This is a genomic window from Arenimonas metalli CF5-1 (assembly GCF_000747155.1).
Lineage (GTDB): Bacteria > Pseudomonadota > Gammaproteobacteria > Xanthomonadales > Xanthomonadaceae > Arenimonas > Arenimonas metalli.
In genome coordinates, this window is the sequence record NZ_AVCK01000012.1 from 99,301 (window position 1) to 122,113 (window position 22,813).

General features: G+C 70.2%; 17 protein-coding genes. 10 read left to right on the forward strand and 7 right to left on the reverse strand.

What is annotated here, in order from left to right:
* Positions 1 to 15 precede the first annotated feature (15 nt).
* The 8 genes from dnaB to msrA all read left to right on the forward strand — a co-directional run bounded on the left by dnaB (position 16) and on the right by msrA (position 12,204).
* Positions 16 to 2,889 carry a replicative DNA helicase gene (gene dnaB, locus N787_RS04165; protein ID WP_052575164.1) on the forward strand — a complete coding sequence of 958 codons (2,874 nt, stop codon included), beginning with the start codon at positions 16 to 18 and terminating at the stop codon, positions 2,887 to 2,889.
* Positions 2,890 to 2,986: 97 nt separating this feature from the next.
* Positions 2,987 to 4,123, forward strand: a complete 1,137-nt coding sequence (alr, locus tag N787_RS04170) for an alanine racemase (RefSeq protein WP_034210979.1) — start codon at positions 2,987 to 2,989, stop codon at positions 4,121 to 4,123.
* A 130-nt stretch (positions 4,124 to 4,253) separates the two neighbouring features.
* Positions 4,254 to 6,089 (forward strand): S8 family serine peptidase, encoded by a 1,836-nt coding sequence (locus tag N787_RS04175; protein WP_052575114.1) that lies wholly within the window; start codon positions 4,254 to 4,256, stop codon positions 6,087 to 6,089.
* A gap of 104 nt (positions 6,090 to 6,193) precedes the next feature.
* The gene (locus N787_RS04180; RefSeq protein WP_052575115.1) at positions 6,194 to 7,765 is read left to right on the forward strand and encodes a cryptochrome/photolyase family protein; all 1,572 of its coding nucleotides are present in this window, start codon (positions 6,194 to 6,196) and stop codon (positions 7,763 to 7,765) included.
* Positions 7,766 to 7,797: 32 nt separating this feature from the next.
* Positions 7,798 to 8,538, forward strand: a complete 741-nt coding sequence (locus N787_RS04185; RefSeq protein WP_034210980.1) for an SDR family NAD(P)-dependent oxidoreductase — start codon at positions 7,798 to 7,800, stop codon at positions 8,536 to 8,538.
* A gap of 9 nt (positions 8,539 to 8,547) precedes the next feature.
* Positions 8,548 to 9,978: a cryptochrome/photolyase family protein gene (locus N787_RS04190; RefSeq protein WP_034210981.1), complete on the forward strand. Its 1,431-nt coding sequence runs from the start codon at positions 8,548 to 8,550 to the stop codon at positions 9,976 to 9,978.
* Positions 9,979 to 10,044: 66 nt separating this feature from the next.
* Positions 10,045 to 11,499: a WS/DGAT/MGAT family O-acyltransferase gene (locus N787_RS04195; RefSeq protein WP_034210982.1), complete on the forward strand. Its 1,455-nt coding sequence runs from the start codon at positions 10,045 to 10,047 to the stop codon at positions 11,497 to 11,499.
* Between the two features lie 78 nt (positions 11,500 to 11,577).
* Positions 11,578 to 12,204 carry a peptide-methionine (S)-S-oxide reductase MsrA gene (gene msrA, locus N787_RS04200; RefSeq protein WP_034210983.1) on the forward strand — a complete coding sequence of 209 codons (627 nt, stop codon included), beginning with the start codon at positions 11,578 to 11,580 and terminating at the stop codon, positions 12,202 to 12,204.
* A 1-nt stretch (position 12,205) separates the two neighbouring features.
* Here the strand turns inward: msrA and N787_RS04205 are convergent, their stop codons facing one another.
* From N787_RS04205 to aptA, 4 genes are all read right to left on the reverse strand, one after another.
* Complete coding sequence (locus N787_RS04205) at positions 12,206 to 12,592, reverse strand: hypothetical protein (protein ID WP_034210984.1); 387 nt, start codon at positions 12,590 to 12,592, stop codon at positions 12,206 to 12,208.
* Between the two features lie 120 nt (positions 12,593 to 12,712).
* The gene (locus tag N787_RS04210; protein ID WP_034210985.1) at positions 12,713 to 14,209 is read right to left on the reverse strand and encodes a CoA-acylating methylmalonate-semialdehyde dehydrogenase; all 1,497 of its coding nucleotides are present in this window, start codon (positions 14,207 to 14,209) and stop codon (positions 12,713 to 12,715) included.
* A 99-nt stretch (positions 14,210 to 14,308) separates the two neighbouring features.
* Positions 14,309 to 15,424 carry an alanine dehydrogenase gene (gene ald, locus N787_RS04215; RefSeq protein ID WP_034210986.1) on the reverse strand — a complete coding sequence of 372 codons (1,116 nt, stop codon included), beginning with the start codon at positions 15,422 to 15,424 and terminating at the stop codon, positions 14,309 to 14,311.
* Positions 15,425 to 15,470: 46 nt separating this feature from the next.
* Positions 15,471 to 16,820, reverse strand: a complete 1,350-nt coding sequence (aptA, locus tag N787_RS04220; RefSeq protein WP_034210987.1) for an omega-aminotransferase AptA — start codon at positions 16,818 to 16,820, stop codon at positions 15,471 to 15,473.
* A 125-nt stretch (positions 16,821 to 16,945) separates the two neighbouring features.
* On the opposite strand from aptA, the gene N787_RS04225 reads away from it, so the two are divergent.
* Positions 16,946 to 17,500: a cupin domain-containing protein gene (locus N787_RS04225; RefSeq protein ID WP_245593955.1), complete on the forward strand. Its 555-nt coding sequence runs from the start codon at positions 16,946 to 16,948 to the stop codon at positions 17,498 to 17,500.
* A gap of 61 nt (positions 17,501 to 17,561) precedes the next feature.
* Positions 17,562 to 19,064 (forward strand): aldehyde dehydrogenase, encoded by a 1,503-nt coding sequence (locus N787_RS04230; RefSeq protein WP_034210989.1) that lies wholly within the window; start codon positions 17,562 to 17,564, stop codon positions 19,062 to 19,064.
* A gap of 9 nt (positions 19,065 to 19,073) precedes the next feature.
* Here N787_RS04230 and N787_RS04235 read toward each other — a convergent pair whose 3' ends face one another.
* The 3 genes from N787_RS04235 to N787_RS04245 all read right to left on the reverse strand — a co-directional run bounded on the left by N787_RS04235 (position 19,074) and on the right by N787_RS04245 (position 22,812).
* Positions 19,074 to 19,952 carry a universal stress protein gene (locus tag N787_RS04235; protein ID WP_034210990.1) on the reverse strand — a complete coding sequence of 293 codons (879 nt, stop codon included), beginning with the start codon at positions 19,950 to 19,952 and terminating at the stop codon, positions 19,074 to 19,076.
* 10 nt (positions 19,953 to 19,962) lie between these two features.
* Positions 19,963 to 21,447: a SulP family inorganic anion transporter gene (locus N787_RS04240; RefSeq protein ID WP_211252125.1), complete on the reverse strand. Its 1,485-nt coding sequence runs from the start codon at positions 21,445 to 21,447 to the stop codon at positions 19,963 to 19,965.
* Positions 21,448 to 21,522: 75 nt separating this feature from the next.
* On the reverse strand, positions 21,523 to 22,812 hold the full coding sequence (locus N787_RS04245; protein ID WP_034210991.1) for an NAD(P)/FAD-dependent oxidoreductase: 1,290 nt from the start codon (positions 22,810 to 22,812) through the stop codon (positions 21,523 to 21,525).
* Position 22,813: the final 1 nt, after the last annotated feature.

Below are 22,813 nucleotides of genomic sequence, written 5' to 3' on the forward strand. Positions count from 1 at the left end.
TTCCCGAAGGCCGATATGCCCGCACGCTCCGAATCCGTCCGCACCGAAGCCAAGATCGACGCCTTGCGCGTCCCGCCGCAGTCCGTCGAGGCCGAGCAGGCCGTCATCGGCGGCCTGATGCTGGCGCCGGAGTCGCTCGACCGCGTCGGCGACTTCCTGACCGAGCACGATTTTTACCGCCGCGACCACCGGCTCATCTACCGCGCCATCCGCGAGCTGAGCGAAAAGAACCGGCCCTTCGACGCCGTGACCCTGGGCGAGTGGTTCGAATCCAACAGCCTGTCCGAGCAGATCGGCGGCACCGGCTACCTGATCGAGCTGGCGTCGAGCACCCCGTCGGCGGCCAACATCCGCGCCTACGCCGAGATCGTGCGCGAGAAGGCCGTGCTGCGGCAGCTGATCGAGGCCGGCACCGAGATCGTCAACGACGGCTTCCAGCCCGAGGGTCGCGACAGCCAGGAAGTGCTGTCGGCGGCCGAGATGAAGGTCTTCAAGATCGCCGAGCAGGGCCGCCGCGGCCGCGCCGACTTCGTCACCCTGCGCGAGGCGATGAAGGACGCGTTCCAGATCCTGCAGGAGCGCTACGAGAACCAGGGCGACGTCACCGGCCTGCCCACCGGCTTCCACGACCTCGACGAGATGACCGCGGGCCTGCAGCCCTCCGACCTGATCATCCTGGCGGCGCGTCCGGCCATGGGCAAATGCCTCAGCGCCGACGCCGAGATCGTGCTGGCGGACGGCAGCGTGGCCACCATCGAGGACATCTGCCGCGCCCGCGGCGGCGTCATCGGCACGCTGACCGACGACCTGCGCCTGGCCCAGGCCACGCCCTCCGATTTCGTCGACGACGGCATCAAGCCGACCTTCGAGGTCACCACCCGCCTCGGTCGCCGGGTGGAATCGACCGCGCCGCACCCCTTCCTGACGCTGGACGGCTGGAAGCCGCTGCTCGACCTCAAACCCGGCGATTACGTGGCCGTGCCGCGGCGCCTGCCGGTGTTCGGCGACCAGCCGATGCGCGAGTGCGAGGTGAGCCTGCTGGCCTACCTGATCGGCGACGGCGGCCTGACCGGCGCGAATCCCCGGTTCACCAGCTCGAACCCCGAAATCACGTCGGACTTCCTCGCCGCCGTCGAGGCCTTCGGCGGCACCGTGGCCCGGCAGGTGGAGACCCTCCGCGGCTTCGCGCCGAGTTGGCGCATGTCGGCCGATGCCGGGGAGGTCACGGTGCGCCGTGGCCAGTTCGCGCAGGCGCTGTCCGCACAGGTGGCCCGGGTCGGCCGGCCGGCGCGCGCGCTGGCTGCCGAGCTTGGCGTCAGCGCGGCCTCCGTCTCCAACTGGCAGCGCGGCAAGACCGTGCCGTCGCCCGAACTGATCGGGAGTCTCTGCCGGGTGCTCGAAGTGGAGCCCGCGGCGCTGGGCCTGCCGGACGGCGCATCCGCCCGCCGCAACATCGCCAACCCACTGACGCTCTGGCTGCGCGACATGGGTCTGATGGGTCGCAATGCGCACGCCAAGCAGGTGCCGGCGCCGGTGTTCCGGCTGCCGCGCGCCCAGCTCGCGCAGTTCCTCAACCGCCTGTTCGCCACCGACGGCTGGGCCACGGTACTGGCCTCGGGCCAGTCGCAGCTGGGCTACGCCACGGTGTCGGAGCGGCTGGCGCGGCAGGTCCAGCACCTGTTGCTGCGCTTCGGCGTGATCGCCAAGCTGCGCCAGCGCTGGGTGAAGTACGGCGAGTCGCGCCGGGTGTCCTGGCAGCTCGATATCACGGATGCGGCGTCCATCCGCACCTTCATTGCCGAGATCGGCATCCACGGCAAGCAGCCGGCGCTCGACGCGGTCGCCGCCGCGCTGGCCGCGCGTGCGCCGCACGGCAACGTGGACAGCGTGCCGCCCGAGGTCTGGACGCGCATCGGGCAGGCCAAGGGCGGGATGTCCTGGGCCGAACTCGCACGTCGCACGGGCCATTCCGACAGCAACGCCCACGTCGGCAAACGCGGCCTGTCGCGCGAGCGGCTGGCGCGCATCGCGATGGTGCTGCAGGACCCGGGCCTGGCTGCGCTGGCCAGCAGCGACGTGGTTTGGGACCGCATCGAATCCATCGTGTCCACCGGCTCGCAGCAGGTCTACGACCTCACCGTGCCGGGCACCCACAACTTCATCGCCAACGACATCTGCGTGCACAACACCACGCTGGCCTTGAACATCGCCGAGTACGGCGCGCTCAAGACCAAGAAGGCGGTCGCGGTGTTCTCGATGGAAATGTCGGCTTCGCAGCTGGCCTTCCGTCTGATTTCCTCGATCGGCCGCGTCAACGCCACCCGCCTGCGCACCGGCCAGCTCGAGGACGAGGACTGGTCGCGCGTGAACATGGCGATCAAGATGCTGTCGGAAGTGAAGGTCATGATCGACGACACGCCGGCGCTGTCGCCCGACGTGCTGCGCTCGAAGGCCCGCCGCATCAAGCGCGAGCACGACCTGGGCCTGATCGTGGTCGACTACCTGCAGCTGATGCAGGTGCCGGGCTCGGCCGAGAACCGCACCAACGAGATCTCCGAGATCTCGCGCTCGCTCAAGGCGCTGGCGATGGAGCTCAAGGTGCCGGTGATCGCGCTGTCGCAGCTCAACCGCGGCCTGGAATCGCGCACCGACAAGCGCCCGGTGATGTCCGACCTGCGCGAATCCGGCGCCATCGAGCAGGACGCGGACATCATCATGTTCATCTACCGCGACGACTACTACAACAAGGATTCCAACGACAAAGGCCTGGCCGAGGTCATCATCGCCAAGCAGCGTAACGGCCCGACCGGCGCGGTGAAGCTGAAGTTCTTCGGCGAGTACACCCGCTTCGACAACCTGGCCCGGGATTCCGTCGGCAGCTTCGAGTAAATCCCCTGTGGGAGGGACTTCAGTCCCGATGCTTTCCGCCAAACAGCATCGGGACTGAAGTCCCTCCCACAGGGGGCTCGGGGCTACAATCCGGCGCATGACCGACACTGCCCGCCCGACCCGCATCCGCGTCGACCTGGACGCGCTGACGCACAACCTGAGGGTGCTGCGGGCCGCGGCCAGCGTCCCGGTGATGGGCGTGGTCAAGGCCAATGCCTACGGCCACGGCCTGGTGCCGGTGGCGCGGCACCTGCAGGCGCAGGGCATCGAGCAGCTGGGCGTGGCCTTCCTGGAGGAGGGCGTGGCCCTGCGCCGCGCCGGCATCACCCTGCCGATCCTGGTGATGGGCGGCATCTTCGGCCCGCAGGCCGCGGAGCTGATCCGCGAAGACCTTGAGATCACCGTCTCCTCGATCGACAAGCTGCGCCAGGTCGAAGCCGCGGCCGAGGCGCTGGGCCGCAAGGCCACCATCCACCTCAAGATCGACACCGGGATGGAGCGCATCGGCGTGCACAGCTACCGCGCCGGGCCCTTCATCGAGGCGGCGGTGGCCTCGCGCTGGTGCACGGTCAAGGGCGTGTACTCGCACCTGGCCTGTTCGGACGAGCCGGACTCGCCGATGACGGCGCGGCAGCTTGGGCGCTTCCTCGAAGCCTGCGCCCACTTCGACCGCCTCGGCGTGCCGATGCCGATCCGGCACCTGGCCAACTCTGGCGGCGTGCTGAACTTCCCCGACACCTGCCTGGACCTCGTGCGCCCGGGCATCGCGCTCTACGGCGTGCTTCCCGACCCGGACTCGCGTACGGCGCTGGACCTGCGGCCAGTGATGTCGTTGGTTTCCCAGGTCGTCTACTTCAAGGTCGTGCCCGCGGGCCAGCCGGTGAGCTACGGCGCCACCTGGGCGCCGAAGGTGGACACCCGCATGGTGACGATCCCGATCGGCTACGGCGACGGCTTCCCGCGCGCGCTGTCGTCGCGGGGCGAAGTGCTGGTGCGCGGCGTGCGCCTGCCGATCGCCGGCCGCATCTGCATGGACCAGTTCATGGCCGACCTGGGCCCGGGCGGCACCGGCTACAACGAGGACGAGGTGGTGCTCATCGGCCACCAGGACGGCCAGGCCATCCGCTGCGAGGACGTGGCGCGGGCCGCGGCCACGATTCCCTATGAAATCCTCGTCGGCCTCAACACCCGCATCCCCCGGGAATATCTTGGCGGCGCCCCGGCTTCGGCCTGAGAGCGGGTTTTTGCGGCGCACAAAAAGTGTGACGAAAGTCATGGTACGGTCGGTTGCGGCATGAGGGAGCCGTGCGGGTCGCAGGGATGACGTCGGACCCGGCCTTTCCGTCCTTTGGGGAACCAACACCATGAAATTCAACAAGCTAGCGCTGGCCTTGGGCCTGTCCGTCGCCGTCTCCGCCGTCTCGGCGCAGGCCGGTCCCGACCCGAACCGCGTCTGGGTCAAGTTCAAGCCCGGTGCCCGCGCCAACGTCGAAGCCGCGCTCCGTCAGTCCGGCGGCCGCATTCACTTCAGCTTCGACCAGCTCGGGGCCTTCGCGGTGACCTTGCCGCCGCAGGCGCTCGAGGGCATCCGGCGCAATCCGAACGTCGAGCTCGTCGAGACCGACGCGCCGCGCTACCCGTCGGGCCAGGCCGTCACGTACGGCATCGACATGGTGCAGGCCCGGGATGTCTGGGACGCCAACCGCGACGGCAGCGTCGACGCCGGCGCGCCGGATGGTTCGGGCGTCACCGTCTGCGTCATCGACTCCGGCGTCCACCGCGACCATGAAGACCTCTCCGGCCTGAACTATTCCGGCGGCTATCCGTCCGGCTGGGACAGCGACACCTGCGGCCACGGCTCGCACGTCGCCGGCACCATCGCCGCCGCCAACAACCTGGCGGGCGTGGTGGGCGTGAGCCCGGGCGGCGTCCGCCTGCACATCCTGCAGGTGTTCAACGGCAGCAGCTGCGGCTGGAGCTACAGCTCGAGCCTGGTGGACGCGGCCAACCGCTGCGCCGCGGCCGGCGCCAAGGTGATCAACATGAGCCTGGGCGGCTCCACCGCCAGCACCACCGAGCGCAATGGCTTCGACAGCCTCTACGCGCAGGGCGTGCTGAGCATCGCGGCCGCCGGCAACAGCGGCACCACCCAGCACAGCTACCCCGCGTCCTACGACAGCGTGGTCTCGGTGGCGGCGGTGGACAGTGCCAAGGCCCACGCCGACTTCTCGCAGCGCACCAGCCAGGTCGAACTGGCGGCCCCGGGCGTGGGCGTGCTCAGCACCGTGCCGTTCGTGACCGCCGGCGTGTCGGCCGGCGGCCAGTCGTTCCTGGCCGAGGCGCTCGAGGGCACCTTCCAGGGCCAGGCCTCGGGCACGCTGGCCAACGGTGGCCGCTGCACGGCCAGCAACACGGCCTGGGCCGGTCGGGTCGTGCTCTGCGAGCGCGGCGACATCAGCTTCGGCGAGAAGGTGAACTTCGTGGCGGCCTCCGGCGGCGCCGCGGCGATCATCTACAACAACGTGTCCGGTGGCTTCAGCGGCACGCTCGGCGGCACCGGCCCGGCCATGCCGGCGGTGAGCGTCAGCCAGGAGGACGGCCAGGCCATGCTCGGCCTCGGGGCCACGACCGCCACGGTCAACACCCTGGCCAGCAATGCCGGCAATGGCTACGCCTACTACGACGGCACCTCGATGGCCACGCCGCACGTGGCCGGCGTCGCCGCCCTGGTCTGGAGCGCCAATCCGTCCTGGACCAACGCCGACATCCGCGAAGCGCTGGCGGTCACGGCCGAGGACCGCGGCACCGCGGGTCGCGACACGTCCTACGGCTGGGGCATCGTGCAGGCCAAGGCCGCGCTCGATTACCTCAACGGCGGCGGTGGCGGCACCGATCCGGATCCGGTCGTGGCCAAGGTCGGCACTGTCTCCATCACCACGGCCAGGAAGGGCAAGAACACCACCGCGACCGCCCTTGCCACCATCGTCGACGGCGGCGGCGCACCGCTGTCGGGCGCCACGGTGTCCGGCTGCTTCAGTGGCCCGGTGTCGACCTGCGGCACCGCCACCACCAACGCCAGCGGCCAGGCCAGCTTCAAATCGGCCAGCTACCGGACGGCCAGCACGGTGACCTTCTGCGTGACCAACGTGACCGGGCCGAACGACAGCTTCGACGCCACCAACGCCTGCCGCAGCAACTGACGGCCGGTGGATCCACCCCAGGGACGCCCCGGCTCGCCGGGGCGTTCCTCTTTCCGGCGCGGACGCTGCCATTTCCTGCACGGGAGGCGGCGCAGACTTTGGCGATGGCTGACTCCCTGCGCAACCTGGTCCTGGTCCTCGGCGACCAGCTCGATGCCGGCTCGGCGGTGTTCGATGACTTCGACCCGGCGCGGGACGCCGTCTGGATGGCCGAGGTCGCGCACGAGGCGACCCAGGTCTGGAGCACGAAACCCCGCATCGCGATCTTCCTCGCCGCCATGCGCCAGTTCCGCGACGCGCTGCGTGCGCGCGGGTTCACCGTGCACTACCGCGCGCTCGACGAGCACGCGCACCCGGACCTCGAATCCGCGCTGGCCGACGACCTCGCCGCGCTCAAGCCCGCCAAGCTGCTGGCCGTGCGCCCGGGCGAGTGGCGGCTGGCGCAGTCGCTGCCGAAGGCCTGTGAAGCCGCCGGGGTGCGCTGGATCGAGCGCCCGGACCGGCACTTCTACTGCGACGACGATGATTTCGCCGACTGGGCCGGCAAGCGCAAGGAGTACCGCCTCGAGTTCTTCTACCGCTGGCTGCGCAAGCGCGAGGGCGTGCTGATGCAGGACGGCGAGCCGGTCGGCGGGCAGTGGAACTTCGACCACGACAACCGCGGCCGTTTCGACAAACGTGGGCCCGGGCTGCTGCCGGCGCCGCGCGCCTTCGCGCCCGACGCCACCACGCGGGGCGTGCTGGCGATGGTGAACGAGCGCTTCGCCGCGCATCCGGGCCGGCTCGAGGGCTTCGACTGGCCGCTGACGACGGCGCAGGCGCAGGCGGCGCTCGACGACTTCATCGCGCACCGGCTGCCGCTGTTCGGGCGCTACCAGGACGCGATGTGGGAGGGCGAACCCTGGCTCTACCACTCGCGGCTTTCGGCGGCGATGAACCTCAAGCTGCTGCCGCCGCGCGCCGTGGTGGCGGCGGCCGAGCAGGCGTATCGCGACGGCCACGCGCCGATCGAGGCGGTGGAGGGCTTCATCCGCCAGGTGATCGGCTGGCGCGAATTCGTGCGCGGCGTCTACTGGCAGCGCATGCCCGGCTTCCTGGAAGAGAACGCACTGGGCGCCGAAGCGCCGCTGCCGGACTTCTACTGGACCGGCCACACCGACATGGCCTGCCTGCGCGATGCGCTGCGGCAGACGCTGGACCTCGGCTACGCCCACCACATCCAGCGCCTGATGGTGACCGGCCTGTTTGCGCTGCTGCTCGGCGTGCGCCCGCGCGAAGTCCACGGATGGTACCTGGCGGTCTACGTGGACGCGGTCGAGTGGGTCGAGCTGCCGAACGTGCTGGGCATGAGCCAGTACGCCGACGACGGCCGCATGACCAGCAAGCCCTACGCGGCCTCCGGTGCGTATATCCAGAAAATGTCGAACCACTGCGCCGGCTGCCGCTTCAAGCCCGGCGAGGCCACCGGCGCGCAGGCCTGTCCGTTCACCACGCTGTACTGGGATTTCCTGGCCCGGCACGAGGCGAAGTTCGCCCGCCATCCGCGCACGGCGCTGCAGTGGAAGAACCTCGCCCGCAAGCCGGCCGCCGAGCTGGCGGCGATCCGCCGGCAGGCCGATGCGCTGAGGCGGGCGCTGGCGCCGGATTCACGGTCGAAACACGGGGTGGACGGGTAGGGTGCGCGGGCTTTCCTCCTGACGGGACACCCATGAAGACCTGCCTGATCACCGGCGCCTCCGGCGGCGTCGCCACGGCCCTGGCCGCGCGGCTGCGCGACGCGGGCTGGCGCCTCGCGCTGGCCTCGCGCCGCGCCGACGAGCTTGTCCTCGCCGACGGTGAGGTCGCCATCGCCGCCGACGTCGCCACCGAGGACGGCGCCGAGACCGCCGTCGCCCGCGCCACCGAGGCCTTCGGCCAGGTGCCCGACGCGGTGGCGCACTGCGCCGGCGCCATCCTGATCGCGCCGATCGGCCGCACCACCGAAGCGCAGTACCGCGCCTGCCTGGCCGCCAACCTCGATAGCGCCTTCTTCGTCGCCAAGGCCTACGCGCCGCGCGTGCAGAAATCGCCGGCGCCGGGCGCGCTGCTGTTCTTCAGTTCGGTCGCGGCTGGCATCGGCGTCGCCAACCACGCGGCGATCGCGATGGCCAAGGGGGGCGTGGAAGCGCTGGTGCGCTCGCTGGCCGCCGATTTCTCCGGCGCCGGCCTGCGCGCGAACGCGATCGCGCCCGGCCTGATGCGCACGCCCGCCACCGAACGCATGCTCACCAACGAAGCGGCGGCCAAGGCCATCGCCGGCCAGTACCCGCTCGGCCGCCACGGCGAGGCCGACGAGGCGGCCGCGCTCGGCGCCTTCCTGCTGTCGGACGACGCCGGCTGGATCAGCGGGCAGGTGATCGGCCTCGACGGCGGGTTCCAGGCGGTGCGACCCTACGTGAAGTCCCCCTGAGACCCCACCGTGGCGAATGCCCTGATCTGGTTCCGCCGCGACCTGCGGCTGGACGACAACCCGGCCCTGCAGGCCGCGCTGCGCGCCGGGCAGTCGCCGTTGTGCGTGTACATCCACGCGCCCGAGGAAGAGGCGCCCTGGGCGCCGGGCGCCGCCACGCAGGCCTGGCTGCATCGCTCGCTGCTGGCGCTGGACGCCGACCTGCGCGCGCGCGGCTCGCGGCTGGTGATCCGCCGCGGCGACAGCCTGGCCGAACTCGAAAAGCTGATCGCCGAAACCCAGGCCGAGGCCCTCCACTGGAACCGGCTTTACGAACCGGCGTCGATCGCCCGCGACACCCGCATCAAACAGGGCCTGAAGTCCCGTGGCCTCACGGTGGAGAGCCACAACGCCGCCCTGCTGGTCGAGCCCTGGACCGTGCAGACCGGCAGCGGCGATCCCTACCGCGTGTTCACGCCGTTCTGGAAGAACGCGCGCCAGCGCCTGGACCCGCAGGCGCCGCCCGCGGCACCCGCGCGCCTGCCCGAGCCGCCGCCGCGGCTCGCGGGCCTCGACGTCGCTGATCTGCAGCTGGAGCCGCGCAAGCCCGAGCCGCGCTGGGACACCGGCTTCTGGGACGACTGGCAGCCGGGCGAGGCGGGCGCGGCCGAGATGCTCGAGGTGTTCCTCGACGGCGCGGCCAGCGGCTACAAGGAGCAGCGCAACTACCCGGATCGCATCGCCACCTCGAAGCTCTCGCCGCACCTGCATTTCGGCGAAATCTCGCCGCGGCGCATCGTTGCCGCGGTGCTGGCGCGGCGCTGGCCGGCGGCCGTGCAGCCCGACATCGACCACTTCCTCAGCGAGCTCGGCTGGCGTGAATTCAGCCACCACCTGCTGTTCCACTTCCCGCACACCGCCAGCGAGAACCTCAACCCGAAGTTCGACCGGTTCCGCTGGGCGAAACCCGACGCGGACCACCTGCGCGCCTGGCAGCGCGGCCGCACCGGCGTGCCGATCGTCGACGCCGGCATGCGCGAGCTCTGGCACACGGGCTGGATGCACAACCGCGTGCGGATGGTGGTCGCCAGCTTCCTGACCAAGAACCTGCGCTACCACTGGAAGCACGGCGCCGACTGGTTCTGGGACACGCTGGTGGACGCCGACCTGGCCAACAACACCCAGGGCTGGCAGTGGACCGCCGGCACCGGCGCCGACGCCGCGCCTTACTTCCGCATCTTCAGCATGATTTCCCAGGCCGAGAAGTTCGACCCGGCCGGCAAGTACATCCGGCGCTGGGTGCCGGAGCTGGCCAAGCTGCCCGACTCGGCGCTGGCCGCGCCTTGGGAACAGCCCGCGCTGCTGCGCCAGCTGGCCCCGGCGTATCCGGGCCGGCCGATCGTGGACCTCAAGGCCAGCCGCGAGGCCGCGCTGGCGGCCTACTCCGGCGCGAAGGCCTGACCAAGCGCCGAGCGTTGACGCCCGCGCGCCGCAGGCGGCATCCTGACCCTTCACCGGGGAGGGGACATGGCCGAGGCGCGCACCAGGATCCGCAAGTCGCCGATGTCGCGGGTGGACACCGCCTGGCTGCGCATGGAGCGGCCCACCAACCTGATGATGATCACCGGCGTGATGATGTTCGAGACGCCGCTCGACATCCGCACCCTGCGCAAGGTCATCGAAACCAAGTTCCTGGCCTACCCGCGCTTCCGCCAGAAGGCCGTGGACACGCCCACCGGCGCCTTCTGGCAGGATGACGCCGACTTCGACCTCGACTGGCACGTGCGCCTGACCGCGCTGCCGGGCCGCGGCGGCAAGCGCGAGCTGGAGCGGCTCACCAGCCAGATGGCCTCCACGCCGCTCGACAAGACCAAGCCGCTCTGGCAATTCCACTTGGTCGAGAAGTTCGGCGGTGGCTCTGCGCTGATCTCGCGCATCCACCACTGCTATGCCGACGGCATCGCCCTGGTGCAGGTGCTGCTGTCGCTGACCGAAATGGGCATCGACTCCAAGCGCAAGGCCGCGCTGGCCAAGCGCTGGCTGAAGAAGGAAGAGCACGCGCCGGTGGCGCAGCGCGTCGGCGCCATCGACCGCTACATGCAGCTGGGCGGCAAGATGCTCGAGAAGGGCATGGACATCTACCGCGACCCGACCCTGGCGGCCGTGCTGGCCACCGAGGGCGTGGACATCGCCAAGGAAGTCGGGCTGGCGCTGTCGCTGTCGGATGACCCGGAAACCGTGCTCAAGGGCCGGCTCGGCGTCAGCAAGCGCGTGGCCTGGGCCGAGCCGCTGCCGCTGGACGAAGTGAAGTCGGTGAGCCGGGCGCTGCGCTGCACGGTCAACGACATCCTGCTGGCCTCGGCCACCGGCGCGCTGCGCAGCTACATGCTCGAGCGCGGCGAGCAGCTCGACGGCGTCACCATCCGCGCCACCGTGCCGGTGAACCTGCGGCCGCTGGAGCACGCCAAGCAGCTGGGCAACCACTTCGGCCTCGTGTTCCTGGAACTGCCGGTGGGCGAGGCCAACCCGATGCGCCGGCTCGAGCGCATCGCCGCCTGCATGCGCGTGCTGCGCAAGTCGCGCCAGGCCGTGGCCACCTTCGGCGCGCTGGCGGCGGTGGGCATGGCGCCGCCGGCGGTGCAGGCCTTCGCGCTGGAGATGTTCAGCCGCAAGGCCTCGGCCGTGGCCACCAACGTGCCGGGGCCCCAGATGCCGCTGTACTTCGGCGGCAGCAAGATCACCGACCTGATGTTCTGGGTGCCGCAGACCGGCTCGATCGGCTTGGGCATTTCCATCCTCAGCTACAACGGCGCGGTGCACTTCGGCCTGATCGCCGACGCCAAGCTGATGCCGGATCCGGATTCGGTGATCCGCCGGTTCCGCCCCGAATTCGAGAAGCTGCTGTACCTGGCGCTGATGGCGAAGTGGGAAGGCGAGTTCTGCGCCGAGGCCGCCGACGCGCTGATGGTGGAGCTGGACTGACCGATCCCGCGCGCCGGCCGCCTTCGCGTCCGGTTCGCACGCACGGGGGCAAGCTGAAGGCCCCGACGGAGTCCCGACATGGCCGATCCGAGCTGCGACCTCCCTGGCACCGGCCTGCGCGTGCCGCCCGCGAAAGTCCCCGATCCCGCCGTCGACGTGCCCACCGCCGCCGACCGCGGCGAGGCCATCCTCGCCGGCGGCTGCTTCTGGTGCACCGAGGCGGTGTACCGCCAGCTGGCCGGCGTCACCGACGTGGTGCCTGGCTACGCCGGCGGCGACGCCGACACCGCCAACTACAAGGCCGTGTGCAGCGGCGAAACCGCGCACGCCGAGGCCATCCGAATCCTGTACGACCCGATGCAGCTCAGCTACGGCCAGCTGCTCAAGGTTTTCTTCGCGGTCGCGCACGACCCGACCCAGAAGGACCGCCAGGGCAACGACGTCGGCCCGCAGTACCGCTCGGCGCTGTTCCCGCTGGACGCCGGGCAGGAGCAGGTGGCGCGCGCCTACCTGGCCCAGCTCGACGCCTCCGGCGCCTTCGCCGCGCGCCTGGCCACCCGGATCGAGCCGCTTGAGGCTTTCTTCGTGGCCGAGGCCTACCACCACGATTACGCGGCGAAGAACCCGGGGCAGCCCTACATCCGGTTCGTGTCGCTGCCCAAGGTGGCCAAGCTGGTGCAGGCCTTCCCCGACAAGCTGCGCTGAGTCAGCGGCGCTGCGCGCGGCGGTCCTTCACAACATCGCCGACGTTGTCGAAGCTGCCCAGGTGCAGCGCGCCTTCGACGCTCAGTTCGTAAACCTCGCAGGGCTTGCCGGCCGGGCAGACGCGGGCGTGGGCCACGTCCGGGGCCAGCGGCGCGCTGCGCTTGCCGGCGCGGTTGGGCGTGATGTCGTCGAAGTTGCGATAGAAGGTGTTGAGCAGCCGGCAGCCCTGGTCGTCGCAGCGCCAGGTGGCGCAGACCTCCTTGTTGCAGGTGATGATGTAGCAGCCTTCGGTGCAGTCGTGGCTGTCGTCGGCGCGCACCGGGGCGGGGGCGAGCGCGGCGGCGGCCACGACCAGGCCGGTGAGCAGCAGTCCGAGTCCGAACTTCATGGCAGTCTCCTGGTCCGTGGGTGCCCGCGCAGGCTGCACGGGCTGGACTCAGGCTAGGCGGGCGGGTCCGCGCTGTAGTCAGCGCATCGCCGCGGCGGCGGGTAGGAGTTCCGCCTGCGCTTACTTCATCGTCGGCATGGTGAATTCGGCCTGCGCGCGCACGCCGGTGGGCCAGCGCGCGGTCACGGTCTTGAGCCGCGTGTAGAAGCGGATGCCGTCGGGCCCATGCACATGCAGCGGCCCGAACAGCGAACGCTTCCACCCGCCGAAACTGTGGAAGGCCATCGGCACCGGGATCGGCACGTTGATGCCGACCATGCCCGCCTGCACGCGGTGCGCGAACTGCCGCGCCGCGTCGCCGTCGCGGGTGAACACCGCGGTGCCGTTGCCGTACTCGTGCGCGTTGACCAAGGCCAGCGCCGCCTCGAAGTCCGGCACGCGGACCACGCACAGCACCGGCCCGAAGATCTCCTCGCGGTAGATGCGCATCGCCGGTGTGATGTGGTCGAACAGGCAGCCGCCGAGGAAGAACCCGGCGTCGGCCCCCGCGACGCGCAGGCCGCGGCCGTCCACCACCAGCGTCGCGCCCTCGGCCACGCCGTCGTCGACGTAGCCGCGCACCTTGTCGCGGTGCGCGCCGGTGACCAGCGGCCCCATGTCGGGATCGCCCTGGTCGCCCGGGCCGATGCGCAGCGCCCCGACCATCGGCTTGAGCTTCGCCACCAGCGCGTCGGCGGTGGCGTCGCCGACGCAGACCGCCACCGAGATCGCCATGCAGCGTTCGCCGGCCGAGCCGTAGCCGGCGCCCAGCAGCGCGTTCGCCGCGCCGTCGAGGTCGGCGTCGGGCAGCACCACCATGTGGTTCTTGGCGCCGCCCAGCGCCTGCACGCGCTTTCCATTGGCGCAGCCGCGGGCATAGAGGTATTCGGCGATGGGCGTCGAGCCGACGAAGCTCACCGCCTGCACGCGCGGGTCGTCGAGCAGCGCGTCCACCGCGACCTTGTCGCCGTGCACCACGTTGAAGACGCCGTCCGGCAGCCCGGCTTCCTTCAGCAGCCGCGCCAGGATCATCGGCGTGCCGGGGTCGCGCTCGGAGGGCTTGAGCACGAAGGTGTTGCCGCAGGCCAGCGCCACCGGGAACATCCACATCGGCACCATGCACGGGAAGTTGAACGGCGTGATGCCGGCCACCACGCCCAGCGGCGCGTACTCCGTGTATGAATCCACGTCGCGGCCCACGTTCATCGAGTGCTCGCCCTTGAGCAGGTGCGGCGCACCGCAGGCGAACTCGACCACTTCCAGCCCGCGCGTCAGCTCGCCGCGCGCATCGGCCAGCACCTTGCCGTGCTCGGAGGTGATGCAGGCGGCGATCTCGTCGGCGTGGGCCTCGAGCAGTTCCTTGAACTTGAACAGCACCCGCGCGCGGTTGAGCGGCGTGGTGGCGGCCCAGGCGGGGAAGGCGGCTTGGGCGGCGGATACCGCGGCCTCCACGTCGGCGGCAGACGCCAGCGCGACCTGCGCCTGCACCTGGCCGGTGGCGGGGTTGAAGACGTCGCCGAGGCGATCGCCGGTGCCGGGGGTGGGCTGGCCATTTATGAAGTGATGGATGCGCTTCATGTTCCCCCCCCGGAGCTTCACAATGAAATGTAGGAGGGACTTCAGTCCCGAAGCCTTTCGCCGAAAAGCTTCGGGACTGAAGTCCCTCCTACCGGTGAATCAGGCCTTCAGGGCCTTGGCGGCGGGCACGAAGTCGTAGCCCAGGTCCTTCGCCACCGCCTCGTACGTCACCTTGCCGGCGTGCACGTTCAGGCCGTTGAGCAGGTGCTCGTCGTCCAGCATCGCCGCCGGGCCCTTGTTCGCCAGCTTCACCGCGTAGGGCAGGGTGGCGTTGGTGAGCGCGAAGGTGGAGGTGCGGGCGACGCCGCCCGGCATGTTGGCGACGCAGTAGTGGATGATGCCGTCCACTTCGTAGGTCGGGTTCTGGTGGGTGGTGGCCTTCGAGGTCTCGAAGCAGCCGCCCTGGTCGATGGCGACGTCCACCAGCACCGAGCCCGGCTTCATCAGGCCCAGCTGCTTGCGCGAGACGAGCTTGGGCGCGGCGGCGCCCGGGATCAGCACGGCGCCGATCACGAGGTCGGACTGCGGCAGCAGCTCCTCGATCGCGTCGAGGGTGGAGTACAGCGTGGTGATCTTGTCGCCGTAGAGCTCGTCGAGGTACTTCAGGCGGTCGAGCGAGCGGTCGAGGATGGTGACGCGGGCGTTGAGGCCCATGGCCATGCGCGCGGCGTTGATGCCGACCACGCCGCCGCCGATCACCAGCACTTCGGCCGGCTTGACGCCCGGCACGCCGCCCAGCAGCACGCCGGAGCCGCCCTGGGCCTTCTCGAGCGCGTGCGCGCCGGCCTGGATCGACATGCGGCCGGCCACTTCCGACATCGGCGCCAGCAGCGGCAGGCCGCCCTTGCGGTCGGTGACGGTTTCATAGGCGATGCAGGTGGCGCCCGACTTCACCAGGGCCTTGGTCTGCTCCGGGTCCGGCGCCAGGTGCAGGTAGGTGTAGAGCAGCTGGCCGGGGCGCAGCATCGCGCACTCCACCGGCTGCGGCTCCTTCACCTTGATGATCATGTCGGCGCGCTTGAAGATCTCCTCGGCGCTGTCGACGATCTGGGCGCCGGCCTTCTCGTACATCTCGTTGGTGAGGCCGATGGCCTTGCCGCCGTCGCGCTGCACGATGACCTGGTGGCCCTGGCTGGTCAGTTCGCGCGCGCCGGCCGGGGTCAGGCCGATGCGGTACTCGTGGTTCTTGATTTCCTTGGGGACGCCGATAAGCATGGAGCTGCCCTCCCGGGGCGGTCTGTTCTTGGGGTCTTCCGCCCGGTCAGGCGGTGGCGCGTATGGTAGCGGCCAAGCGGTCGAAAATCCGGTCGATGTGCTCTTTTTGGAGGATCAGGGGCGGCGAAAGGGCCAAAACGTCGCCGGTGCAGCGCACCATCAGGTTCTGCTCGTGGAAGGCCCGCTGGAAGGCGTCGTAGCCGCGTGAACCCGGGGCACCCTCGCGGGCGGCCAGCTCCACGGCGCCGATCAGGCCGAAATTGCGGATGTCGATCACGTTCGGCAGGCCCTTCAGGGCATGGATGGCGTCTTCCCAGTAGCCGCCCAGCTCGATCGCCTTCTCGAACAGGTTCTCTTCCTGGTAGGTGTCCAGCGTGGCCAGGGCGGCGGCGCAGGCCAGCGGGTGGCCGGAATAGGTGTAGCCGTGGAAGAGCTCGATCGCCCCCTCCGGCCCGTGCATGAAGGCGTCGTGGATCCTGCCGCTGGCGAACACCGCGCCCATCGGCACGGCGCCGTTGGTCAGGCCCTTGGCGGTGGTGATCAGGTCCGGCGTGACGCCGAAGCGCTGCGCCGCGAAGGCCTTGCCGACGCGGCCGAAGCCGGTGATGACCTCGTCGAAGATCAGCAGGATGCCGTGCTTGTCGCAGATCTCGCGCAGGCGCTTGAGGTAGCCCTCGGGCGGCAGCACCACGCCGGCGCTGCCGGAGATCGGCTCGACGATGACCGCCGCGATCGTGCTGGCGTCGTGCAGCTGCACCAGCCGCTCCAGGTCCTCGGCCAGCTCGATGCCGTGCTTGGGCAGGCCGCGGTTGAAGCCGTTGCGGGCGATGTCCAGGGTGTGCCGCAGGTGGTCCACGCCGGGCAGCATCGGCCCGAAGAACTTGCGGTTGTTGACCATGCCGCCGACCGCGATGCCGCCGAAGCCGACGCCGTGGTAGCCCTTCTCGCGGCCGATCAGGCGCGTGCGCTGGCCCTCACCCCGGGCGCGGTGGTAGGCCAGGGCGATCTTGAGCGCGGTGTCCACCGACTCCGAGCCCGAGTTGGTGAAGAACACATGGTCCAGCCCCTCCGGCGCGATCGCCTTCAGGCGCTCGGCCAGCACGAAGGGCAGGGGGTGGCCCATCTGGAAGGTCGGCGCGAAATCCAGTGTGACGGCCTGCTCCTGGATCGCCTTGACGATGCGCGGGCGGGCGTGGCCGGCGTTGCAGCACCACAGGCCGCCGGTGCCGTCGAGGATCTCGCGGCCGTCGGTGCTGCGGTAGTACATGCCTTCGGCGCTGGCCAGCAGGCGCGGCGTCTTCTTGAACTGGCGATTGGCCGTGAACGGCATCCAGAACGCGTCGGTGTGCTCGGGCGCGGCGGTGGCCTGGTGGGCGAGGTCGTCGGAGGGGGACATGGCGAGCTTCCTGGAGCGGTTGCCGGCCAGCTTACCGTGTTGATTAAAATTTACAACGGCGCCGAATCCCGCGATTTCATTGACCTTGGAGGGGGCGGGTGTTAAATATTCCGCAACATCCGGAGGTGGGCGCATTGGATATCGGGATCCGGCTGCAGGCCGTACGCAAGAGCAAGAACCTCAGCCAGCGTGAGCTGGCCAAGCGCGTGGGCGTCACCAACTCCACCATTTCGCTGATCGAGCAGAACAAGGTCAGCCCGTCCATCAGTTCGCTGAAGAAGGTGCTGGACGGGATCCCGATCTCGCTGGCTGATTTCTTCACCCTCGAGCTGGGCGACACCGGCGACAGCCCGTTCTACCCGGCCGACGAGCAGCCCGACCTCGGCAACCACGAGATCCACTACTTCCTGGTCGGCCAGCACCGCGCCAACCGGCAAATGTGCATCCTGCGCGAGGTGATGCCGCCGGGCAGCGACACCGGCGAGACCATGCTCAGCCACGACGGCGAAGAGGGCGGGGTGATCGTGCAGGGCCGGGTCGAGGTTACCGTCGGCGACCAGGTGCGCGTGCTCGGCCCCGGCGAGGCCTATTACTTCGAAAGCCGCCAGCCCCACCGCTTCCGCAACGTCGGCCCAGACACCGCCATCCTCGTCAGCGCCAACACCCCGCCAACTTTCTGAAGCCCCTCTCCCCCCGGGAGAGGGGTTGGGGAGAGGGCCCCGCCCACCACCGGACTCCGCCATGACCAAGCCCAAAACCCGCCAAGACTGGGAACTCCTCGCCTCCGGCCTCAGCCTCCGCCACCAGGCCTTCATCGACGGCCGGTACGTCGACGCCGCCAGCGGCAAGACCTTCGACTGCCTGAGCCCGATCGACGGCCGCGTGCTGGCCCGCGTGGCCGAATGCGGCTCGGTCGACATCGACCGCGCGGTGGCCGCGGCCCGCCGCAGCTTCGACGCCGGCAAGTGGTCGAACGCCCGCCCGGCGCAGCGCAAGAAGGTGATCCTGCGCTTCGCCCAGCTGCTGCAGCAGCACGCCGACGAACTCGCGCTGCTCGACGCGCTCGACATGGGCAAGCCGGTCAACGACGCCCTGCACGTGGACGTGGCCGCCTCGGTGCGCTGCATGGCCTGGACCGGCGAGGCCATCGACAAGGTCTACGGCGAGGTCGCGCCCACCGGGCACGACGAGCTGGGCCTGGTCACGCGCGAGCCGCTGGGCGTGATCGGCGCCATCGTGCCCTGGAACTTCCCGCTGCTGATGGCCTGCTGGAAGATCGCGCCGGCGCTGGCCACCGGCAACTCGGTCGTGCTCAAGCCCTCCGAGAAATCCCCGCTGAGCACGCTGCGTATTGCCGAGCTGGCGATCGAGGCGGGCATCCCCGAGGGCGTGTTCAACGTGGTGCCGGGCTTCGGCCGCGGCGCCGGCGAGCCGCTGGCGATGCACATGGATGTGGATGGCCTGGTGTTCACCGGCTCCACCGCGGTCGGCAAGCACCTGATGGTCTGCGCCGGCACCTCGAACATGAAGCGCGCCTACATGGAGTGCGGCGGCAAGAGCCCGAACCTGGTGTTCGCCGACGCGCCCAACTTCGAGCGCGCCGCCAAGGCCGCCGCCAGCGGCATCTTCTACAACCAGGGCGAGGTCTGCACCGCCGCCTCGCGCCTGCTGGTCGAGCGCCGCATCAAGGACGAGTTCGTCGCCAAGGTGGCCGAGTTCGGCCGCAAGATGCAGCCCCAGCACCCGCTGGAGCCCGGCGCGGCGATGGGCGCGATGGTGGACGAGGGCCAGACCGAACGCGTGCTGGGCTACATCGCCAAGGGCCGCGAGCAGGGCGCCCGCGTGGTGATCGGCGGCGAGCGGCTGCAGACGGTGGAAGGCGGCTGCTACATCGCGCCGACCATCTTCGACGGCGTCGGCCACGACCACGCCATCGCCCGCGAGGAAATCTTCGGACCGGTGCTGAGCGTCATCGCCTTCGACACCGAGGAAGAGGCGCTTCGCATCGCCAACGACAGCGACTACGGGCTGGCCGCCGGCGTTTTCACCTCCGACCTCAACCGGGCCCACCGCGTGGCGCGCAAGCTGCGCGCCGGCAGCGTCTGGGTGAACTACTGGGACGGCGGCGACATGACCGCGCCCTTCGGCGGCTACAAGCAGAGCGGCAACGGCCGCGACAAGTCGCTGCACGCCTTCGAGAAGTACACCGAGGTCAAGGCGACCTGGTTCAACCTCGACCCCTGAGTCGCGGCCTCAGCGCAGCAACAGCACCGGGATCGGGCAGCTGCGCAGCACCTGGGTGGTGGTGCTGCCCAGGATCATGGTGCGGATGCGGGAATGGCCGTAGGCGCCCATCACCAGCAGGTCGATGCCGCGGGCGCCGACTTCGCGGGCGATCACCGCTTCCGGGTGGCCGGGCACGAGGCTGGCCCGCGGGGCGAATCCGGCCGCCTCGAGCTGCGCCTCCGCCCAGTCCAGGTGCTCGCGCAGCGCCGCGTTGCCTTCCTCGCCCACCATCAGCAGCTCGCAGGCCAGGCCCTTGAGCAGCGGGCTGGCGCAGACAATCTCGACGCAGCGGCGGGTGGTGGCGCCGCCGTCGAAGGCAATGAGGAAGCGCTGCGGCGGCTTGAAGGCACGCGAGGCCACCAGCACCGGACGGTGCACCGCGCGCAGGACGTACTCGAGTTGTCCGCCCAGGCGGCCGGTCTCGAAGTTGGCGTGCTCGCCGCGCTTGCCCACGACGAACAGCCGGACGCCCTGCTCGAGTTCCAGCAGGCTGTCGGCCAGGCCGCCGTGGCGCTGCAGCACCTTCGCCGCGACGCCGCTGGCGTCGGACAGGTGGCTGCGAACCTGCTCCAGCAGCAGGCGTCCGTGCTCCTGGGCCAGCTTGCTGCGCTGTTCGTCCAGGTCGGCCAGCTGGGCCAGCAGCAGTTCCTGGCCGCCCAGCGAAAGATTTCCGCTCAGGTCCGCCATGGGCGGCTGTTGGCCGCGCTCGAGGGTGTGCAGCAGCTCCAGCGGCGCCGACAGCCTGGAAGCGGCCCAGGCGGCGAGTCCGGCCACGCTGCGGCCGTAGACGGAGGCGTCGATGGCGGCCAGCACGCGGCCTTCGGCATGGATCAGGGCTTGGCTCATGCGTGGGTCCTCAGTGGCCGCCCATCAGGCGTTCGGCGTCGGGCTTGTCGTGCACGCCGAGGCGGTCGACGAGCGTGGCGCTGGCTTCGTTCAGTCCGATGATATCCACCGCGGTGCCCTCGCGGCGGAACTTCAGCACCACCTTGTCGAGGGCGCCGACGGCGCTCAGGTCCCAGAAGTGGGCGCGGGAGACATCGATGGTGACGCGCTCGAGCACTTCCTTGAAGTCGAAACCGGCGGCGAAGGCATCGGCCGAGGCGAAGAAGACCTGGCCGGTCACGGTGTAGGTGCGTGCCTTGCCGTCGTCCTGCGGCTGCGAGCCGATGTGCAGCACGCGGCCGACCTTGCGCGCGAAGAACAGCGCCGACAGCAGCACGCCGGTCAGCACGCCCTTGGCCAGGTCGTGGGTAAACACGGTGACCACCACGGTGGCGATCATCACCACGCTGGAGGTGCGCGGATGCGTGGCCAGGTCGCGCACCGAACTCCAGCTGAAGGTGCCGATCGAGACCATGATCATCACCGCCACCAGCGCCGCCATCGGGATCTGGCGGACCCATTCGCTGCCGAACACCACCATCAGCAACAGCACGGTGCCGGCGACGAAGGCCGAGAGCCGGCCGCGGCCGCCGGACTTCACGTTGATCACCGACTGGCCGATCATCGCGCAGCCGGCCATGCCGCCCATGAAGCCGGCGGCGATGTTGGCCACGCCCTGGCCGGCGCATTCGCGGTTCTTGTTGCTGGTCGTGTCGGTCAGGTCGTCGACGATCTGCGCGGTGAGCAGCGACTCCAGCAGGCCGACCACGGCCAGCGTGGCCGACACCGGCAGGATGATCCACAGCGTCTCCAGCGTCAGCGGGACCTGCGGGAACAGGAACACCGGCAGGCTGTCGGGCAGCTCGCCCATGTCGCCCACGGTGCGGATGTCGAGCTTGAGCCAGATCGCCACGCCGGTCAGCAGCACGATGGCCACCAGCGGCGAGGGGATGGCGCGGGTGAGGTAGGGGAAGCCGTAGATGATGGCCAGGCCGGCGGCGCACATCGCGTACACCGTCCAGGGCACGCCGATCAGCTCGGGCAGCTGGGCCATGAAGATCAGGATCGCCAGCGCATTGACGAAGCCGGTGATCACGGAGCGCGAGACGAAGCGCATCAGGCTGCCCAGCTTCAGCGCGCCCGCGATGATCTGGAACACGCCAGTCAGCAGCGTGGCCGCCAGCAGGTACTGCAGGCCGTGGTCCTTCACCAGGTCGACCATCACCAGCGCCATGGCGCCGGTTGCCGCGGAGATCATGCCCGGGCGGCCGCCGAAGAAGGCGATCACCACCGCGATGCAGAACGAGGCGTACAACCCGACCTTGGGGTCGACGCCGGCGATGATGGAGAAGGCGATGGCTTCCGGGATCAGGGCCAGCGCGACCACGAGCCCGGCGAGCACGTCGCCACGGACATTGCCGAACCATTCCTGGCCCAGTCGGGAGAAGATACTCAAAGCGGGTTTCCAGTGCGGGGCGAAGGGCCCGGGCGGCAGTTTACGAGAGCTGCCCCGGGGCTGCACCCGCCAGGATCACCACAGCGCGTCGCGCAGCTTGAACCAGGCCATCGCGGCCACCAGCAGCGGCGTGCGCAGGGCGCGGCCGCCGGGGAAGTTCCGGTGCCCGATCTTCGCGAAGGCATCCAGTCGTTCGGACTGGCCGCGGATCGCTTCGGCCACGATGCGGCCCGCGAGACCGGTGGCCGCAACTCCGTGGCCGCTGAAACCCTGCGCGAAGTAGACGTTGTCGCCCAGCCGGCCCCAGTGCGGCGCGCGGTTGAGGCTGATGTCGATCAGCCCGCCCCAGACCTGCTCGAACTTCACGCCTTCGAGCTGCGGGAACACGCGCGTCATCCGCCGCTGCATCGTGCCCGGCAGGTTCGGCGGGGGCAGGGTGGAGTAGCTGGCGCGGCCGCCGAACAGCAGGCGGTGGTCTTCGCTCAGGCGGAAATAATCGAGCGCCCAGTTGATGTCGGCCACGGCCATGCCGTTGCGGATCAGCGCACGCGCGCGTTCCTCGCCCAGCGGCGCGGTGGCGCCGACGTAGGTCCCGACCGGCATGATCTTGTCGTCGAGCTCGGGCGCGATGCCGTGCACCAGCGCATTGCCGGCCAGCACGCAGAACGCGCCTTCGGCTTCGCCCTCCGCCGTGCGCAGCACGGGGCGCGCGCCGCGCGTGAGCGACACCACGGGCGAGTGCTCGAAGATGCGGACGCCGGCGGCAACGGCGGCGCGCGCCAGCCCCAGCGTGTAGTTCAAGGGATGCAGGTGGCCCGAGGCCGGGTCGTAGAGGGCGCCGAGGTAGCGCGGGCTGTCGAGCTGCGCCCGCAGCTGCTCGCGATCCCACCAGGGCAGGGCATAGCCGTAGTTCGTGGCCAGGTCGTCCTGCCAGGCATTGAGTTCGTCGATGTGCCTGGGCTTTATCGCCACGTGCGCATGGCCGTCGCGCCAGCCGGCGTCGATGCCGTGCGTGGCGATGCGTTCGCGCACCAGGCGCACGCCCTCGATCGACCAGTCGAACATCCGGCGCGACAATTCGGGCCCCACCATCGCCGCGATCTTCGGCTGCTCGCAGCCGAAGCCGAAGATGACCTGGCCGCCGTTGCGCCCGGAGGCGCCCCAGCCCACGCGCCGGGCCTCGACCACGATCACGCTCAGCCCGGCCTGCGCCAGCTCGAGCGCCGCGGACAGGCCCGTCAGGCCGGCGCCCAGCACCACCACGTCGGCGGTTTCGCGGCCCTGCAGGCGCGGATGCGCCGGCGCCGGGTGGGCGCTGCGCGAATACCAGGAATCCACGTGCGCGGCGGGCGAGCGCACCGTCATC

Bases quoted from the DNA above. Each gene is read 5' to 3' on its own strand.
- N787_RS04245 (WP_034210991.1), bottom strand. From the start codon at position 22,812: ATGACGGTGCGCTCGCCCGCCGCGCACGTGGATTCCTGGTATTCGCGC.
- N787_RS04195 (WP_034210982.1), top strand. From the start codon at position 10,045: ATGGCCGAGGCGCGCACCAGGATCCGCAAGTCGCCGATGTCGCGGGTG.
- alr (WP_034210979.1), top strand. From the start codon at position 2,987: ATGACCGACACTGCCCGCCCGACCCGCATCCGCGTCGACCTGGACGCG.
- dnaB (WP_052575164.1), top strand. From the start codon at position 16: ATGCCCGCACGCTCCGAATCCGTCCGCACCGAAGCCAAGATCGACGCC.
- aptA (WP_034210987.1), bottom strand. From the start codon at position 16,820: ATGTCCCCCTCCGACGACCTCGCCCACCAGGCCACCGCCGCGCCCGAG.
- N787_RS04235 (WP_034210990.1), bottom strand. From the start codon at position 19,952: ATGAGCCAAGCCCTGATCCATGCCGAAGGCCGCGTGCTGGCCGCCATC.
- N787_RS04185 (WP_034210980.1), top strand. From the start codon at position 7,798: ATGAAGACCTGCCTGATCACCGGCGCCTCCGGCGGCGTCGCCACGGCC.
- ald (WP_034210986.1), bottom strand. From the start codon at position 15,424: ATGCTTATCGGCGTCCCCAAGGAAATCAAGAACCACGAGTACCGCATC.
- N787_RS04210 (WP_034210985.1), bottom strand. From the start codon at position 14,209: ATGAAGCGCATCCATCACTTCATAAATGGCCAGCCCACCCCCGGCACC.
- N787_RS04205 (WP_034210984.1), bottom strand. From the start codon at position 12,592: ATGAAGTTCGGACTCGGACTGCTGCTCACCGGCCTGGTCGTGGCCGCC.
- N787_RS04230 (WP_034210989.1), top strand. From the start codon at position 17,562: ATGACCAAGCCCAAAACCCGCCAAGACTGGGAACTCCTCGCCTCCGGC.
- N787_RS04180 (WP_052575115.1), top strand. From the start codon at position 6,194: ATGGCTGACTCCCTGCGCAACCTGGTCCTGGTCCTCGGCGACCAGCTC.
- msrA (WP_034210983.1), top strand. From the start codon at position 11,578: ATGGCCGATCCGAGCTGCGACCTCCCTGGCACCGGCCTGCGCGTGCCG.
- N787_RS04175 (WP_052575114.1), top strand. From the start codon at position 4,254: ATGAAATTCAACAAGCTAGCGCTGGCCTTGGGCCTGTCCGTCGCCGTC.